The sequence below is a fragment of the Bradyrhizobium sp. Leo78 genome, from assembly GCF_059512425.1.
Window position 1 is genome coordinate 54,407 of record NZ_JCAMOT010000036.1, and the last position, 15,747, is coordinate 70,153.

The window sequence follows — 15,747 nt, forward strand, 5'->3', positions numbered from 1 at the left end:
GCTGCGCTTTGCCCACCCTACGGGACCGCGTTTCGCAATGACGGCGGAGCCTTCTCAACGCCCGCGTGCTGCTTTATCTTGCTCCCAACGGAACGGAGACGATCATGAGGAAACTGTTCGGCCACCTGGCCGGCGTGCTGCTGGCGCTGGTGCTGACGTCATCTCTTGCCGCAGCGCAAAGCAAGGTCACGATCGCGGTCGGCGGCGGCGCCTGCCTGTGCTATCTGCCGACGGTGCTGGCCAAGCAGCTCGGCGAATATGAGAAGGCGGGGCTTGCGGTCGAACTGGTCGATCTCAAGGGCGGTTCGGATGCGCTGAAAGCCGTGCTCGGCGGCAGCGCCGATGTCGTCTCCGGCTATTTCGATCACTGCGTCAACCTCGCCGCCAAGCGGCAGGAATTGCAGGCTTTCGTGGTCTATGACCGCTATCCCGGCCTGGTGCTGGTGGTGTCGCCCAAGCACACGTCAGAGATCAATTCGATCAAGGATCTCGCCGGCAAGAAGATCGGCGTCAGCGCGCCCGGCTCCTCGACTGATTTCTTCCTGAAATATCTGCTCAAGAAGAACGGGCTTGATCCCACCAGCGCCTCCGTGATCGGCGTCGGCCTGGGCGCGACGGCGGTCGCGGCGATGGAGCAGGGCCAGATCGATGCCGCCGTGATGCTCGATCCCTCCGTCACCGTGCTGCAGGGCAGCCATGCCGACCTGAAGATCCTGAGCGACACCCGCACCCAGCACGATACGCTCGCGGTGTTCGGCGGCGAATATCCGGGCGGCGCGCTCTACTCGACCGCGGCCTGGGTCAAGTCGCATGAGAAGGAAGCGCAGGCGCTCACCAACGCGATCCTTGCCACGCTCGCCTGGATCCATTCGCATTCGGCGGAAGACATCATGGCCAAGATGCCCGACGAGATCGTCGGCAAGAACAAGGCGCTCTATCTCGCCGCGCTGAAGAACACGATCCCGATGTATTCGGAGACCGGCAAGATGGATCCGAAGGGCGCCGACGCGGTGCTGGCGGTGTTCAGCGAGGGTTCGCCGGAAGTCGCCAAGGCCAATATCGACGTCAGCAAGACCTACACCAACCGACTGGTCGAGCAGGCGAAGACCACAGGGCAGGGTGCGAAGTAAGCCCTCGTCAATGACGCCACCTTCCATTCATCGCGTTACCGCGCTCGATCTCAAGGTGCAGCCATGGGCGTGGCCGTTCGCACAAGAACGCCGCGCCGAGATCGATGCGCATTTCGCCGAGGCGCAGCGCGAGCGGCCAAACCTCTGGAACGGCCGTGTTCTGCTGGGCCGCAGTGCCACGTTCGAAGGCGAGCGCCTGAGCGCGAGCTATTTCGAGACCGATTTTGCGAGCTTCCTCGCCTGGCGCGACTGGGGCTTTCCCGATAGGGGCGTGTTCAACGGCTTTGGCATGGGCGCGCTGCTGGCAAGCGACGGCGCGTTCGTGCTTGGCGAAATGGGCCATCACACCTCCAACCCCGGACGGGTCTACTTCCCGTCGGGCACGCCTGATCTCGATGACATCAGGGGCGAGGCGCTCGATATTGCCAGCAGCGTCGCACGCGAGGTGGAGGAGGAGACCGGGCTCACTGCTGCCGACTATCGTCCCGATGCGCATTGGGATTGCGTCTTCACCGGCGTCGCCATCGCCATGATGCGGGTCCTCTATGTCGACATGTCCGGCGATGCCTTGCGCGCGCGGATCGAAAACAATCTCGCCTCGCAGGAAGACCCCGAATTGGCGGCGATCCATCTGGTGCGGGATTTTAGCGACCTCACTGCCGCGATGCCGCGCTTCGTCACCGCTTTCATCGAGATGCATCTGAGCAGGTAAGAAAGGGCCCATGGGCAAGAAATCGAAGCTGCTGGCTGACGAGCTGAAACCTTTTGTGTCACCGTTCCGCATCGACGGGTCGGAGCAGTTTCACCTCAAATCGCTCAAGACCAATGAGAAGGGCGGCATCGACAAGACAGCGGGTGAAGAGATCATCGAGGCCAATCGCAGGCGGCTGAACGATTTCCAGGAGAAGCTCTACGCCCAGGACCGCTGGTCGCTGCTTCTGATCTTCCAGGGTATGGATGCCGCGGGCAAGGATTCCGCGATCAAGAGTGTGTTCGAGGGCGTCAATCCGCAGGGCTGCGAGGTCACCTCGTTCAAGGAGCCGTCGTCCAAGGAGCTCGACCACGATTTCATGTGGCGTTCGATGATCGCGTTGCCCGAGCGCGGCCGCATCGGCATCTTCAACCGCTCCTATTATGAGGAATGCCTGGTGGTGCGTGTGCATTCCGAAATCCTCGCCAAGCAGAAGATTCCGTCGCGGCTGGTGACCAAGAACATCTGGCGCGAACGCTTCGAGGACATCTCGGCGATCGAGCGCTACCTCTCGCGCAACGGCATCGTGGTCCTGAAGTTCTTCCTCAACGTCTCCCGGCAGGAGCAGCGCGCGCGCTTCCTGGAGCGGCTGGAGGAGCCGTCGAAGAACTGGAAGTTCTCGATGGCCGACATCAATGAGCGCGCGCTGTGGCCGCGCTACATGGCCGCCTACCAGGACATGATCCGCCACACCGCAACCCGCGCCGCGCCCTGGCATGTCGTGCCGGCCGACCACAAATGGTTCGCCCGCGTGGTGATCGGCTCCACCATCGTCAGCGCACTCGAGAAGCTCGATCTGCATTTCCCGAAGGTCGACGAGTCCGAGCGCAGCGAATTCAAACGCGTCCGCGAGGCCCTCCTGGCGGAAGGCAAGGGCGGGGCGGGGAAGAAGGCGAAGGCAGGAAACAGGGCGAAGTAGGTCTCAGCCGTCATGGCCGGGCTTGTCCCGGCCATCCACGTCCTTGCCGTGGCAGCAAAGAACGTGGATGCCCGGAACAAGGCCGGGCATGACGGAGTACGATGGCTTGACGGCTGCGAAGCCGCGTGGCGGCGGGGGCCGGATATTTAGGTCAGCCCCATTGACCATCTTTTTACCGTTGCGGGCGGCCGCTCTCTTCGTCTAGAAACACCGCCGGAGGTGGCCTCGGCAACCAACCATCAATGGTTTTGGCCGAGGATTTGGGCCTCCAAAGGGTACCGGCAATGCTGATTCGCAGCGAAATCGATGGAATTCTGACGGGAACGGCCCAAGCCGCCCCCGCGATTCCGGCTGCGTCGCTGCCGACCCTCCTTCTTGGCGGGCTTCTGCTTCTTATCGGCCCCTGAGGGCCGTCTGGGCGGTTGCGCCTGGGCACTCAGGGGTTGCGCGAGAACGACAGAAACCCTTCAGCGCTCAGTGATAAGATAGCGCGACCGACCCAAAGGAACTTTGCAGATGACCACCGCCAACAAGTCCGAGAAGGACCGCGTAATCATTTTCGACACCACGCTGCGTGACGGCGAGCAGTGCCCCGGCGCCACCATGACCTTCGAGGAAAAGCTCGAGGTCGCCGAACTGCTCGACGATATGGGCGTCGACGTCATCGAGGCCGGCTTCCCCATCACCTCGGAGGGCGACTTCCAGGCGGTCAGCGAGATCGCCCGCCGCTCCAAGAATGCCGTCATCGCCGGCCTGTCCCGCGCCCATCCGAAGGACATCGACCGCTGCGCGGAAGCGGTGAAATTTGCCAAGCGCGGCCGCGTCCACACTGTCATCGCGACCTCGCCGCTGCACATGCGGGTCAAGCTGAACATGACCCCGGAGCAGGTGATCGAGACCTCGATCGCCAATGTCAGCCGCGCCCGCAACCAGATCGACGATGTCGAATGGTCGGCCGAGGACGGCACCCGCAGCGAGATGGATTTCCTCTGCCGTATCGTGGAAGCCGTCATCAAGGCCGGCGCCACCACGGTGAACATCCCCGACACCGTCGGCTACACCACGCCCGACGAGTACACCCACTTCATGCGCACGTTGATCGAGCGGGTGCCGAACTCCGACAAGGCGATCTTCTCGGTCCACTGCCATAACGATCTCGGCATGGCGGTGGCCAACTCGCTGGCCGGCATCGTCGGCGGTGCGCGCCAGGTCGAATGCACCGTCAACGGCATCGGCGAGCGCGCCGGCAACGCGGCGCTCGAAGAGATCGTGATGGCGATCAATGTACGCAACGACAAGTTTCCGTACTGGAACAGGATCGACACCACGCAACTGACGCGCGCCTCCAAGCTGGTGTCGGCGGCGACCTCGTTCCCGGTCCAGTACAACAAGGCCATTGTCGGCCGTAACGCGTTCGCGCATGAGAGCGGCATCCACCAGGACGGCGTGCTGAAGGATGCCTCCACCTACGAGATCATGCGGCCTGAGATGGTCGGGTTGAAGCAGTCGTCGCTGGTGCTCGGCAAGCACTCCGGCCGCCATGCCTTCGTCCATAAGCTGGAGGAGATGGGCTATAAGTTGGGCCCGAACCAGCTCGAGGATGCGTTCGCGCGGATGAAGGCGCTGGCCGACCGCAAGAAGGACATCTACGACGAGGACATCGAGGCGCTGCTCGACGAGGAGATCGCGGCCGCCCACGACCGTATCAAGCTGACCTCGCTGACCGTGATCGCCGGCACCCATGGCCCGCAGCGCGCGACCATGAAGCTGGATGTCGACGGCCAGACCCGGATCGAGGAAGCCGAGGGCAACGGCCCGGTCGATGCCGTCTTCAACTGCATCAAGCGCCTGGTGCCGCACGACGCCAGGCTGGAGCTCTACCAGGTGCACGCGGTGACCGAAGGCACCGACGCGCAAGCTGAAGTCTCGGTGCGCCTTGCCCACGACGGCCGCTCCATGACCGCCCGCGCCGCCGACCCGGACACGCTGGTCGCCTCGGCAAAGGCCTATCTCGGCGCCCTCAACAAGATCGTCATGAAGCGCCAGCGCGACATCCCGGCGGCGGTTGCGGGCTAAGAGAATCGTAGGGCGGATTAGCCTTGCGTCTTCGCTCGAAGAGCGAATGCGCAAGGCGTAATCCGCCATCCCTTCCGCCACGCCCACCGCCGTCATTCCGGGGCGCGCGTCAGCGCGAGCTATGATGTGCAATTGCACATCAGAGAATCCATCGGGCCTCAAGCGCAGGCGGAGGAATGGATTCCGGGCTCGATGCAGAGCCTGTCATCGGGCCGCGCTTCGCGCGGACCCGGTGGCATCGCCCCGGAATGACAGAATTCAGAACCGAAAATGCGCGGCGCATAAGCCGATATCCCGCAGCCGGGAACTTGTGGTAATCTCCACCAGGTACCTCCTGAGGAGGACTAGGCGTGGAGCGGGAGCGAGTCCGACGAAGACTCGCGGCGGTCCTGGCTACAGACGTCGCGGGTTATAGCCGTCTGGTCGGCGCCGACGAGGAGGGCACCCTTGCCCACTTCAAGCTCCTCCACCGTGAGCTTGTGGCTCCCAAGATTGCTAAGCATCGTGGCCGGGTCGTGAAGACCACCGGGGACGGCCTGCTGGCCGAGTTCGCAAGCGTAATCGACGCACTCCGCTGCGCTGTTGAGGTCCAACGGTGCATGGCTGAGCGAAATGCCGGGCTACCCCAAGACAAGCGCATCGAGTTCCGGATCGGTATTCATCAGGGAGATATCGTCATCGAGAGAGGCGACATCTTCGGTGATGGGGTCAACGTGGCTGCACGCTTGCAAACGCTCGCCGAGCCTGGAGGCATCTGTGTGTCCGCCCGCGTGCAGGAGGATGCGCGGGGCAAGCTCGACATTCCATTGGAGGACACCGGCGAGCAGCAGCTCAAGAATATCGCTCGGCCCGTGCGCGTCTATCGAATACGGCCGAGCGATCCAGCGATGAGCTCACCGTGTTCGTCGCCGCTCTCCGACACGCCGCCGATGGTTTCGTCTCCGATTGCTGTCTTTCCGTTACGCCTGCGGCGGATGCTTGGTGCACGGCACGTTCGAACGGCTCTGATGACAGCACTGGTCTTTCTCATGACCAGCGGCGGTGCGGCTTATTGGTATCTTCGGGGAGGCGAGCCGCAGCCGCAGGAGCATCGCTTGTCGATTGTCGTGCTGCCATTCACAAATTTAAGCAACGAGCCCGAGCAGGATTACTTTGCGGAAGCCCTCACTGACGATCTGAGCGCCGATCTCTCACGGATCCAGGACAGCTTCGTGATCGCACCCAACACAGCCCGCGCCTACAAGAACGTCGACCCAAAGCGCGCTGGCCGCGAACTTGGCGTTCGTTATGTTCTCGACGGCAGCCTGCGCAGGACCGAGACGATGGTTCGAATCCATGCCCGGCTGATCGATGCCCGGACCGGCGCCGAGGTCTGGTCGGAGCGCGTCGACGGAGACTGGTCAAAGTCGATGCAACTTCAGGACATCATCACCGGACGGCTGGCCCGGCGGTTTGATCTTGAACTGATTAACCAGGAAAGCCGCGACGCGGAGCTTGCGCGACCGAACAGGCCGGACGCAGTCGATCTCACGATGCGCGGGTGGGCTGTGCTGAATCAGCCCTATTCGCGCGAGCAGTTGGCGCAGTCTCGCACCCTTTTTGAGCGCGCGCTTCAGATCGATTTCGGCTTCCCCAAGGCGCTGGTGGGCCTGGCAGATGCTCTGGCCATGGAGGTCAACTATCGCTGGAGCAACGCGCCGGCGGACCAACTGCAACGTGCCGAGAACGCTGTGGGGCAGGTCCTGTCAAAGTTTCCCAGTGACGCAATGGCACATTTTGTAAAGGGAGAAATCCTGCGGGCCAGAGGTCGGAACGTCGAGTCCGCCGTCAGTGAGTACGAAGAGGCAATCGCAATCAATCCCAGCCTCGCCCCGGCCCATGGTGCGCTCGGTGCCGCCAAGATCCGCGTCGGGCGTTCCGCGGAGGCCTTTGCTCCGCTTCAAATGGCAATTCAGCTCAGCCCCCGTGATCCGCTGCTGAGCACGTGGTACTTCTACATCTGTCATGCGCACAGCCATCTCGGGCAATATGAAGAGGCGATCGATTGGTGCCGCCGCTCCATCGCGGTGAGCGCCCTCTGGATTGCCTACGCAGACCTCGCTGCCGCCAGTGCGCTGACTGGACACGAGCGCGAAGCTCGAGCTGCCGTCACCGAACTCCGTCGGCTCAGGCCGAATTACACTGTTGCCCTTTGGTTGCAGGATGGGAACGGGTGGTCCGACAATGTCACCTTCCTTGCCGAGTTTCAGCGCATTGCCGAGGGTTTGCGCAAAGCGGGCCTGCCGGAGTGAGAGGTATGGCTGCGATCCTTGCGTGACGACCCTCACCGCAAGTTAAGGGATCTTTATTCTTTGTGGCAGGCCATTGTTCCAACAGGCTACCTCCCAGACCCGCGTTAACCCTACTCCAGATCTTTTCCGATCAAGGTCCCGGCTGGGTTCACGTCCGCCGCCAAGCCGCCTCATTGGACCCTAGCAATTGCATTTGCATTCTCGGGACCCATTCCTACCCGGCGTGATCGAGGACTTTCGTTCGGAAAGCGCGAGATCAGATGAGGGCGGCTCTCATCCTTGTTGGCCTCGGTACGCTTGCGGTGATGGAGATCCAGACTCCCCCGCGCGCGACAAAGTCTGTCGCGACGGGGCTTGCTCAGGCAACCCTGAGCTTCGCCGCCCCTGGCGATACGCTGACCGCAGCAGATCGGCTCGAAATCCCGCACGCGCAACAGCAGGCATCGGCTCAGCAGATATTCTCGCCCGAACCAATCGCGCCGCCGGTTCAATCCGCCGCGGCTGCGGCGGAACCCGCGCCGATCGTTGAGCCGCCTGCGCGCGCGGTCCCAGCCGCAAAACCCGTTGTCGTGCTGCCGAAACCTCGACCCAAGCAACTGCCCAAGCACGAGATTGCCAAAGAGGCGGCAAAGACCACGCGTTCGAAACCAACTGTCGAGACCAAGTCCTGTCAGCCCGGCGCCTTCGACAGCCTGTTCAAAGCATTGAGCCTGCCACTGGGATGTCAAACCTAGCGCAACAATCCTTTGCCTTCGAAGGGGTGGCTGATACCGGGCCGCGGCACCCCATGCCCAGATCCATGCCTACGTCCATGCCCATGTCGAAGCCGGCAGGCCGTGCTGATGAAATCAGGCCGCCTGATCCGGATGAACGTCGGACCATCGTGCCGGCGCGGCAGTGGTGGTCAGTGGAAGCCATTGCCATCCTGCTGGCGGTCGCGATCGCATTCGCCGTCACGGCAAGCCTGTTGTTGTTTCGCGACGTTCCGTTGAAGGACGAACCGATCGACCAGGCCGCGATCAGGGCGCTGGTCGAGCGCATCATCACGGCTGAATCGAACGGCGATGCGAATGCGAAGAACAAACGCTCGAGCGCGACCGGAGCCGCTCAGTTTCTCGACGACACATGGCTTGAAGCCGTTCGAAGACACCGACGCGATCTGGTCCAGGGACGCAGCGACAAGGAAGTGCTGGAGCTGCGTCGGGATACCGGGCTTGCCCGGGAAATCACCGCACGCACGATCGAGCGAAATGCCGCAATGCTGAGCAAGCGGGGCCTGCCGATCACGCCGGGTTCTCTCTACCTCGTGCATTTCGCCGGACCGGCAGGTGCGGTGGCGTTGCTGACCGCAGCAGAAAACGCCGACGCGGCTTCGCTTATGGCCGCCGCCGACGTGACAGGCCGCACCACCCGCGAGAAGCTGGTCACCGCCAATCCGTTCCTGAAGATGTTGACGGTGGGCGATCTCAAGCTTTGGGCCGATCGCAAGATGGCAGTGAGTGGTTCACCCGGGCGCTCGTGAGACTTGAATAAAACGGCGCTCGGCCTCCAAACACCTACCGCTGTCATTCCGGGGCGCGACGAAGTCGCGAACCCGGAATCCATTTGCCCACTTACGGAAGCGGAAAAATGGATTCTCTGATGTGCAATTGCACATCATAGCTCGATGCTATCGCATCGCCCCGGAATGACTGAGGGACGCATTGCGCAATCCTCTCCTTCGTCATGGCCGGGCTTGCCCCGGCCATCCACGTTCTCTCCCGCGCACGGAGGCAAAGGACGTGGATGCCCGGGACATCTGCGCGAAGACGCGCTTCGCGCTTTTGCCCGGGCATGACGGCGTCGTATCGTTCGCGCGATTTTCCTTAAGCGAATCAATGTGATTTGCCCGGTCCAGCCCTCGCGCGAAAAACATTCCGCTTTCGCTGTCGGGCAAATCAGTGATTTAACTCCGCGCGTCTCACGGCGAATGAGGGGCGGGTCGCGATCGTCACGAACGTTGCGGTGGGATGCGGTGGACGCGATGCGTGCGACTGACGAGCGCAGGTAACGCGGACGGCGAAGTCGTGTGGTCCTGGCGCCCCGACGCTGGCGCTAAGCTCGCGAGCAGCAAGAGCTGCCGCGGACGACGGTGGCAAAAAAGCCCGGTCACCGGGGAGAGCACGAAGGAAACCGTAACACCATCGCGCAGGGAAAGCCGGAATGCTTCGGTTGAACCTGTGGTCCTACCCCCGTGCTTTTTGTTGCACGGGACCCACGGGTGCAACCAGCACCCGGCTTTCCCTGCGCCCTCTGTTCGATGAGAGGGTGGAACGAGACGCAAAGCTCGGGCAATACATGCCGCGAGAATGCCGACTCACATCCTCTCTGCTGTTTGAAATTTGAATCGTGATCTCTCCTCTCGTCGTCCCGGGCTTGACCCGGGACCCATAACCACAGGCAGATGTGATGTGCTCCGCTGCAACCGCTTGCTCGCGCCGCAACAACTCCCTGTGGTTATGGGTCCCCGCCTTCGCGGGGACGACACCGATGCGAGGTTCGGTGGAATCGTAGGATGGGTAGAGCGAAGCGAAACCCATCATTCGTGAGGCTTGCTTCATCGCGATGGGTTTCGCTGCGCTCTACCCATCCTACGGCCGTCTTTCGACGGACGACGGTGGGCAAGACGCGACAGCACGATGGCCAATGAGCGCATGCCGGACAGAACGTCGCACTTTTGCGGCGCAGCATGCGCCCATCATCGGGCCCCTGCTAACGGGCAATGGCAATTTGGCCGGCTTCTCTGTATTGGTGGCATACAAGAACTTGGGGCGGGTGATTGGCGCGCCCCGCAATGAAGCGGGAGGAAACATGCGTAAGTGGATGTTGGCTGCGGCATCGGTCGTGGGGATTGCTTTTGCCGGGCCGGCGGCGGCGGACGATCCGATCGTCATCAAGTTCAGTCACGTCGTCGCAACCAACACGCCGAAGGGGCAGGCGGCCGAGAAGTTCAAGGAACTCGCCGAGAAATACACCAATGGCAAGGTGAAGGTTGAGGTCTACCCGAACTCGCAGCTTTACAAAGACAAGGAAGAGCTCGAGGCCCTGCAACTCGGCGCGGTCCAGATGCTGGCGCCGTCGAACTCCAAGTTCGGCCCGATCGGGGTCAAGGAGTTCGAGGTGTTCGATCTGCCCTACATCCTTCCCGACCTTGCCACGCTGCGCAAAGTCACCGACGGTCCGCTTGGCGCGAAACTTCTGAAATTGCTCGAGCCGAAGGGCATGATCGGTCTCGCTTACTGGGACAACGGCTTCAAGCAGATGAGCGCCAACAAGAAGCTGATCGAGCCGGCGGACTACAAGGGGCTGAAGTTCCGAATCCAGTCGTCCAAGGTGCTGGAGGCGCAGTTCCGAAGCCTCGGCGCGATCCCCCAGGTGATGGCGTTCTCCGAGGTCTACCAGGCACTGCAGACCGGCGTGGTCGACGGCCAGGAGAATACCTGGTCGAACATCTACACCCAGAAAATGCACGAGGTGCAGAAGTACATCACCACCACCAATCACGGCTATATCGGCTACATCGTGGTCGTGAACAAGAAGTTCTGGGAGGGCCTGCCGCCCGACATCCGCGAGCAGTGCGACAAGGCGATGAAGGAAGCCACCGTCTACGGCAACGGCCAGTCGCAGAAGGAGAACGACGACGCGCTCGCCGAGATCAAGAAGACCGGCAAGAGCGAGATCATCGCGCTGACGCCGGAGCAGGATGCGGCGATGCGCAAGGCGATGGAGCCGGTCTACAAGGACGTCGCCAAGCGCGTCGGCCAGGGCTTGATCGACGAATTCGTCAAGGAGACCAAGGGGGCGACGAACTGAGACGTGTTGATTGGGGCGTACTCTTCCGTCATGGCCGGGCTTGACCCGGCCATCCACGTCTTTGTGGATGCCCGGGCGGCCTGCGCGAAGACGCCTTTCGCGCCTTAGCCCACCATGACGAATTCACTGTAGACGGGGGGAACATTGATACTGCTCCGCATCCTCGACCGGCTGGAGGAGATATTGATCGCGACGCTGATGGCGGCCGCGACTCTCATCATCTTCGTGGCGGTGTGCCATCGCTATCTGATCGGCATTCCCTTGCTTTACCCGATCCTGTTCCCGATCAACCTGTCCTGGGCGCAGGAATTATGCATCTACATGTTCGTGTGGATGGCGAAGTTCGGCGCGGCCTATGGCGTGCGCACCGGCATCCATGTCGGCGTCGACGTCGTCGTCAACCAGCTCAGATCGCCGTGGCGCAACATCGTGGTGCTGTTCGGTCTGCTCTGCGGCGCCTTCTTCACCGCCGTGATCGGCACCATGGGCGCAAAGTTCGTCTACGGCCTGATGCAGACCGACCAGGTCTCGCCTGATCTCGAGATACCGAGCTGGTTCGTCTATCTCTGCATTCCGCTCGGTTCCTATTTGATGTGCTTCCGCTTCCTGCAGGTTGCCTGGGCTTATTTCCGCACCGGTGAACTTCCGCATCACGATCATGCCCGCGTCGAGGGCGTCGAGGTCGATGCGCCCGCGATCGGTGCCGGCGAGGTGACGCGATGACGAGCCTCTTCATCTTCGGCCTGCTGATTGTCCTGATGCTGACAGGCATGCCGATCTCGATCGCGCTCGGTCTGACCGTGCTCACCTTCATCTTCACCATGACCAACGTGCCGACGGAATCGGTGGCGCTGAAACTGTTCACCGGCATCGACAATTTCGAGATCATGGCGATCCCGTTCTTCATTCTGGCCGGCAATTTCCTGACCCATGGCGGCGTCGCCCGCCGCATGATCGCTTTTGCGACCGCGATGGTCGGACATTGGTATGGCGGGCTGGGGCTCGCCGGCGTCATGGCCTGCGCGCTGTTTGCGGCGGTGTCGGGCTCGTCACCGGCGACCGTGATCGCGATCGGCTCGATCATGATGCCGGCGATGGTGAGCCATGGATTTTCGAAGCGCTTCGGCGCGGGCGTGATCACGACTTCCGGCGCGCTCGGCATCCTGATTCCGCCGTCGATCGTGATGGTGATCTATTGCGTCGCGACCGGCGGCAGCATCGCGCTCGATCCGGCCGGCCATCGCGTCTCCTCTGCGTCCGTCGGGCAGATGTTCATCGCCGGTGTGATCCCCGGCTTGATGCTCGCCGCGCTATTGGGGACGACGACATTCTATCGCGCCTGGCGCAACGACTATCCGCGGCTGCCGCGCGCAAGCTGGGCGGAGCGGTTCACCGCGTTCCGTCGCTGCGTCTGGGGATTGCTGCTGATCGTGATCGTGCTCGGCGGCATCTACGCCGGCATGTTCACGCCGACGGAGGCCGCCGCCGTCAGCGCGGTGTACGCCTTCGTCATCGCGGTCTTCGTCTATCGCGATATGTCGCTGAAGGACGTGCCCAGGGTGCTGCTCGGCTCGGCTAACATGAGCGCGATGATCCTCTACATCATCACAAACGCGGTGCTGTTCTCGTTCCTGATGGCGAACGAGAACATCCCGCAGCAGATCGCGGCATGGATCACCGGGGCGGGCGTCGACTGGATCATGTTCCTGCTGGTGGTCAACCTGCTGCTGCTGCTCGCCGGCAATGTAATGGAGGCGTCCTCGATCGTGCTGATCATGGCGCCGATCCTGTTTCCGGTGGCGGTCAAGCTCGGCATCCATCCGGTGCATCTCGGCATCCTGATGGTGGTCAACATGGAGGTCGGCATGTGCCATCCGCCTGTCGGCCTCAACCTCTATGTCGCGTCCGGCATCGCCAAGATGGGCATCACGGAACTGACGATCGCGGTGTGGCCGTGGCTTTTGACCATGCTGATCTTCCTCGGCATCGTCACCTACGTTCCCGAAATCTCGCTGTGGCTGCCGCGTGCGCTCGGCATGTTGTGAACGCTTAATGATGGCGGATTACATCTTGGTAAGGGAACGCTCCCTGTCCAAACTGTAAGTTGCGGGGCGGACAGGGCGGTCTCATCTTCAGGCAACCTTCAAAGGAGGTTCGCATGAAGAAAGTTCTGCTCGCCGGCGCCGCGGCGCTCGCCATCGCCGGCTCCACCGTCGCCTACGCCCAGCATCGTCCGTGGATGCATGGCCAGATGCGGATGAACCCGGAGGACCGCGCGGCCTTCCTCGATGCCCGGATCGCCGCCGTTCACGCCGGGCTGAAGCTCACGGCGGATCAGGAGAAGCTGTGGCCGCCGGTCGAGGCCGCGGTGCGCGATTTCGCCAAGCTCCGGATCGACCGCGCCAATGCGCGGATGGAGGCGGAGAAGAACGCGGATGCGCAGCAGAAGCCGGATCTGGTTGCCCGGCTCCGCGAGCGCGCCGACAACATGGCAGCCAGCGCCGCCGCGCTGAAGAAGATCGCCGACGCCGCCGATCCGCTCTACAAGACGCTGGACGACAATCAGAAGCGCCGGCTCACCCTCCTGACCCACATGGACCGCCGCTTTGGGGGTGAAGGCTGGCGCCGCCACCGCTTCGACCGCGGCTTTGACCGCGACGATCGGGGTGACCGCGATGGCTCCGGCCGGCTCTGACCCCGCCGGTTGGTGACCTAACCATCGGAAGAATCGCCGGAATCCGGCGGTTCTTCCTGTTCCGGGGCGGCCCACCAAAGCACGGGAAAACCTGATCCAGCTTGCTGGACATCGCCGGATCGCTTTGCTAAACGACGGCCCTCGCAACGAGGTCTGCCGGGCCCGTTCCGGGCGCATAGCTCAGTTGGTAGAGCAGCTGACTCTTAATCAGCGGGTCCCAGGTTCGAGCCCTGGTGCGCCCACCACCCTTAAGAGATTGGCCCGCAAGGGCTTTTTTAAACTCCTCGGCAGAACAAACCGGGTCTCGTGCGACGCTTTTAATGGTCGTACGTCGCACGCTGTGCGACGAGTCGGACAATTAGGACCGAAGCCCGTCCACCACTGTAACACGAGACCTACCGGTCTGCGTTCAGCTCTTCATGCCTTCCTTCCGCACCTGCAATTCAAGTCTGTCGATACCGCTGCCCGTCGATATCAAAACAGAGCTCCCCAAATAGTGGGTGTCGCGATGTAGCGGACCCCGCCACCAAGGAAAATAGGATCTCTTTCGCCCTTCCCCCTCCGGCGCGTCCAATTTCCGGCTCGGTCTGGCGGAACGTCCAGCGATGGTTGCGTAAACGATGGTTGCTTGGTCTGGCAATCGCGGCCGCTTCCGCTTGTTTCAGCCAGCAACCCGTCGAAGGCTTCGGGGTTATGATGTTGCGATAGCCCACCCAAGATCACGAAGTCCGACCGACACTGGCGAGCTCCCTCCCAAACTAGCGGCGGAGCGCGTGATAGAGGCTTCGATTGCGGCATCCATGGATACGAAGAGGATCTCATCCGCGTCACCAGCATCGAGCTGGGCGCTGTGAATGCCGGACTCATTGCGAGGATGTGCGCGACAGCGCTCAGCGCCGGCTCGGCGACATGGAGTAACTCGAAGCCGCAGATGTCGCCAATGCCGTCCTCTATGTAGTGACACAGCCGCGGCACGTGAACGTTAACACACAGCAAGCGTAGTACCTGACCACCCTCGACATTGAATCAGTTTGAGGCCTCTGTCAGTGTCTCAAGGCGCGTGTTCGTGTCACATCATACGCTTGGGCAAAGCGGTCGCCAATGCATCCACTGCGAGACGTACCTTGAGTGGTAGGTGTGGCGTTTGTAGCCACAGAGCATGGCAGTCGTAAGGAAATGAAGGCTGATCCACCAATAGGGGAACTAGCGTGCCTGCCCGAATGCGTTCGCGAATCAGCCAGTAGGGAAGCCAGGCCAAGCCCATACCGCTGACCGCTGCATCGGCTATCGCGTCGAGGTCATCCAGTCTCAACCGATTAACGGGAGTAATCTCCACCGGGGCTCCGTGCTTCCTCGGCAAGATCCACGGGCGAATGCGGCCTGACCGACGATAGATGATGGCATTGTGCTTGCCGAGATCCTCGATCTGCTGCGGCGGGCCGTTCATCTCAACATAGGACGGCGATGCGCAGACGATCATGCGCTGGCGCGCGATGCGCCGCGCAATCATTCCGGCTTTGTTGTCCAAGTCGCCGGTCCGGATGGCAAGATCATAACCATCTTCGGCGAGGTCGACGAGGCGATCACTGAAGGATATGTCAAGCTCCAGAGCGGGATATTTCTGCGCAAGCGTCAGTAGGATTGGAGTCACGCACCGTCGGCCGAATAGCACGGGCATAGTGACACGTAGCTTTCCACAGGGTTGGGATAGCTGATCCGCTGCCAATGCGTCCGCAGCCTCTGCTTCGGCCAGAACCGTCCGGCAGCGTTCATAGTAGGCGCGCCCGAATTCGGTCAGGCTCTGGCGGCGCGTAGTCCGGTTGATGAGGCGTACACCCAGACGTTCTTCGAGAAATCGGACGTGTTTGCCGACCATCGGCCCAGATAGATCAAGCGCAGCTGCTGCAGCCGCGAACGTTCCTAACTCAACGGCTTTTACGAACGCGGCCATGCTAGCAAGACGGTCCATTTCGAAACTCTCAGTTTCTACTGTTTTGCCCAGCATCCTATTTATTTGCGCTGGGTCTGCTGGC

At 62.0% G+C, this 15,747-nt stretch carries 12 protein-coding genes and 1 tRNA gene; 12 read left to right on the forward strand and 1 reads right to left on the reverse strand.

Translation table 11 applies throughout. The features are described from left to right. Positions 1–104: 104 nt before the first annotated feature. The 12 genes from AC5ZG1_RS33285 to AC5ZG1_RS33340 all read left to right on the forward strand — a co-directional run bounded on the left by AC5ZG1_RS33285 (position 105) and on the right by AC5ZG1_RS33340 (position 13,959). The gene (locus AC5ZG1_RS33285) at positions 105–1,130 is read left to right on the forward strand and encodes an ABC transporter substrate-binding protein (protein WP_456642492.1); all 1,026 of its coding nucleotides are present in this window, start codon (positions 105–107) and stop codon (positions 1,128–1,130) included. A 10-nt stretch (positions 1,131–1,140) separates the two neighbouring features. Beyond that, positions 1,141–1,842 (forward strand): NUDIX hydrolase, encoded by a 702-nt coding sequence (locus AC5ZG1_RS33290; RefSeq protein WP_456642493.1) that lies wholly within the window; start codon positions 1,141–1,143, stop codon positions 1,840–1,842. A 10-nt stretch (positions 1,843–1,852) separates the two neighbouring features. Beyond that, positions 1,853–2,800: a polyphosphate kinase 2 family protein gene (locus tag AC5ZG1_RS33295; RefSeq protein WP_496135342.1), complete on the forward strand. Its 948-nt coding sequence runs from the start codon at positions 1,853–1,855 to the stop codon at positions 2,798–2,800. 516 nt (positions 2,801–3,316) lie between these two features. Continuing rightward, positions 3,317–4,876, forward strand: coding sequence for a 2-isopropylmalate synthase (locus tag AC5ZG1_RS33300; protein ID WP_130230185.1), 1,560 nt, complete (start codon positions 3,317–3,319; stop codon positions 4,874–4,876). Between the two features lie 350 nt (positions 4,877–5,226). Continuing rightward, positions 5,227–7,167, forward strand: a complete 1,941-nt coding sequence (locus AC5ZG1_RS33305) for an adenylate/guanylate cyclase domain-containing protein (RefSeq protein ID WP_496135343.1) — start codon at positions 5,227–5,229, stop codon at positions 7,165–7,167. 260 nt (positions 7,168–7,427) lie between these two features. Further along, on the forward strand, positions 7,428–7,901 hold the full coding sequence (locus AC5ZG1_RS33310; protein ID WP_496135344.1) for a hypothetical protein: 474 nt from the start codon (positions 7,428–7,430) through the stop codon (positions 7,899–7,901). Between the two features lie 83 nt (positions 7,902–7,984). Next, complete coding sequence (locus AC5ZG1_RS33315; RefSeq protein WP_496135345.1) at positions 7,985–8,689, forward strand: lytic transglycosylase domain-containing protein; 705 nt, start codon at positions 7,985–7,987, stop codon at positions 8,687–8,689. A gap of 1,328 nt (positions 8,690–10,017) precedes the next feature. Beyond that, the gene (locus AC5ZG1_RS33320; protein ID WP_456642499.1) at positions 10,018–11,019 is read left to right on the forward strand and encodes a TRAP transporter substrate-binding protein; all 1,002 of its coding nucleotides are present in this window, start codon (positions 10,018–10,020) and stop codon (positions 11,017–11,019) included. Between the two features lie 147 nt (positions 11,020–11,166). Then, entirely contained in the window at positions 11,167–11,742 is a 576-nt protein-coding gene (locus AC5ZG1_RS33325; RefSeq protein ID WP_035689066.1) for a TRAP transporter small permease, read from the forward strand. Next, positions 11,739–13,064 carry a TRAP transporter large permease gene (locus AC5ZG1_RS33330; protein WP_496135346.1) on the forward strand — a complete coding sequence of 442 codons (1,326 nt, stop codon included), beginning with the start codon at positions 11,739–11,741 and terminating at the stop codon, positions 13,062–13,064. Before AC5ZG1_RS33325 ends, AC5ZG1_RS33330 begins: the two co-directional genes overlap by 4 nt. A 113-nt stretch (positions 13,065–13,177) precedes the next feature. Next, positions 13,178–13,714 (forward strand): Spy/CpxP family protein refolding chaperone, encoded by a 537-nt coding sequence (locus AC5ZG1_RS33335; RefSeq protein WP_130228782.1) that lies wholly within the window; start codon positions 13,178–13,180, stop codon positions 13,712–13,714. 169 nt (positions 13,715–13,883) lie between these two features. Then, positions 13,884–13,959: transfer RNA gene (locus AC5ZG1_RS33340), tRNA-Lys, on the forward strand. Positions 13,960–14,783: 824 nt separating this feature from the next. Here the strand turns inward: AC5ZG1_RS33340 and AC5ZG1_RS33345 are convergent. Next, positions 14,784–15,683, reverse strand: a complete 900-nt coding sequence (locus AC5ZG1_RS33345) for a LysR family transcriptional regulator (protein WP_496135362.1) — start codon at positions 15,681–15,683, stop codon at positions 14,784–14,786. Positions 15,684–15,747: the final 64 nt, after the last annotated feature.

Excerpts from the sequence above, each read along its gene's own strand:
- AC5ZG1_RS33285 (WP_456642492.1), top strand. The coding sequence starts at position 105 with ATGAGGAAACTGTTCGGCCACCTGGCCGGCGTGCTGCTGGCGCTGGTG.
- AC5ZG1_RS33290 (WP_456642493.1), top strand. The coding sequence starts at position 1,141 with ATGACGCCACCTTCCATTCATCGCGTTACCGCGCTCGATCTCAAGGTG.
- AC5ZG1_RS33295 (WP_496135342.1), top strand. The coding sequence starts at position 1,853 with ATGGGCAAGAAATCGAAGCTGCTGGCTGACGAGCTGAAACCTTTTGTG.
- AC5ZG1_RS33300 (WP_130230185.1), top strand. The coding sequence starts at position 3,317 with ATGACCACCGCCAACAAGTCCGAGAAGGACCGCGTAATCATTTTCGAC.
- AC5ZG1_RS33310 (WP_496135344.1), top strand. The coding sequence starts at position 7,428 with ATGAGGGCGGCTCTCATCCTTGTTGGCCTCGGTACGCTTGCGGTGATG.
- AC5ZG1_RS33315 (WP_496135345.1), top strand. The coding sequence starts at position 7,985 with ATGTCGAAGCCGGCAGGCCGTGCTGATGAAATCAGGCCGCCTGATCCG.
- AC5ZG1_RS33320 (WP_456642499.1), top strand. The coding sequence starts at position 10,018 with ATGCGTAAGTGGATGTTGGCTGCGGCATCGGTCGTGGGGATTGCTTTT.
- AC5ZG1_RS33330 (WP_496135346.1), top strand. The coding sequence starts at position 11,739 with ATGACGAGCCTCTTCATCTTCGGCCTGCTGATTGTCCTGATGCTGACA.
- AC5ZG1_RS33335 (WP_130228782.1), top strand. The coding sequence starts at position 13,178 with ATGAAGAAAGTTCTGCTCGCCGGCGCCGCGGCGCTCGCCATCGCCGGC.
- AC5ZG1_RS33345 (WP_496135362.1), bottom strand. The coding sequence starts at position 15,683 with ATGGACCGTCTTGCTAGCATGGCCGCGTTCGTAAAAGCCGTTGAGTTA.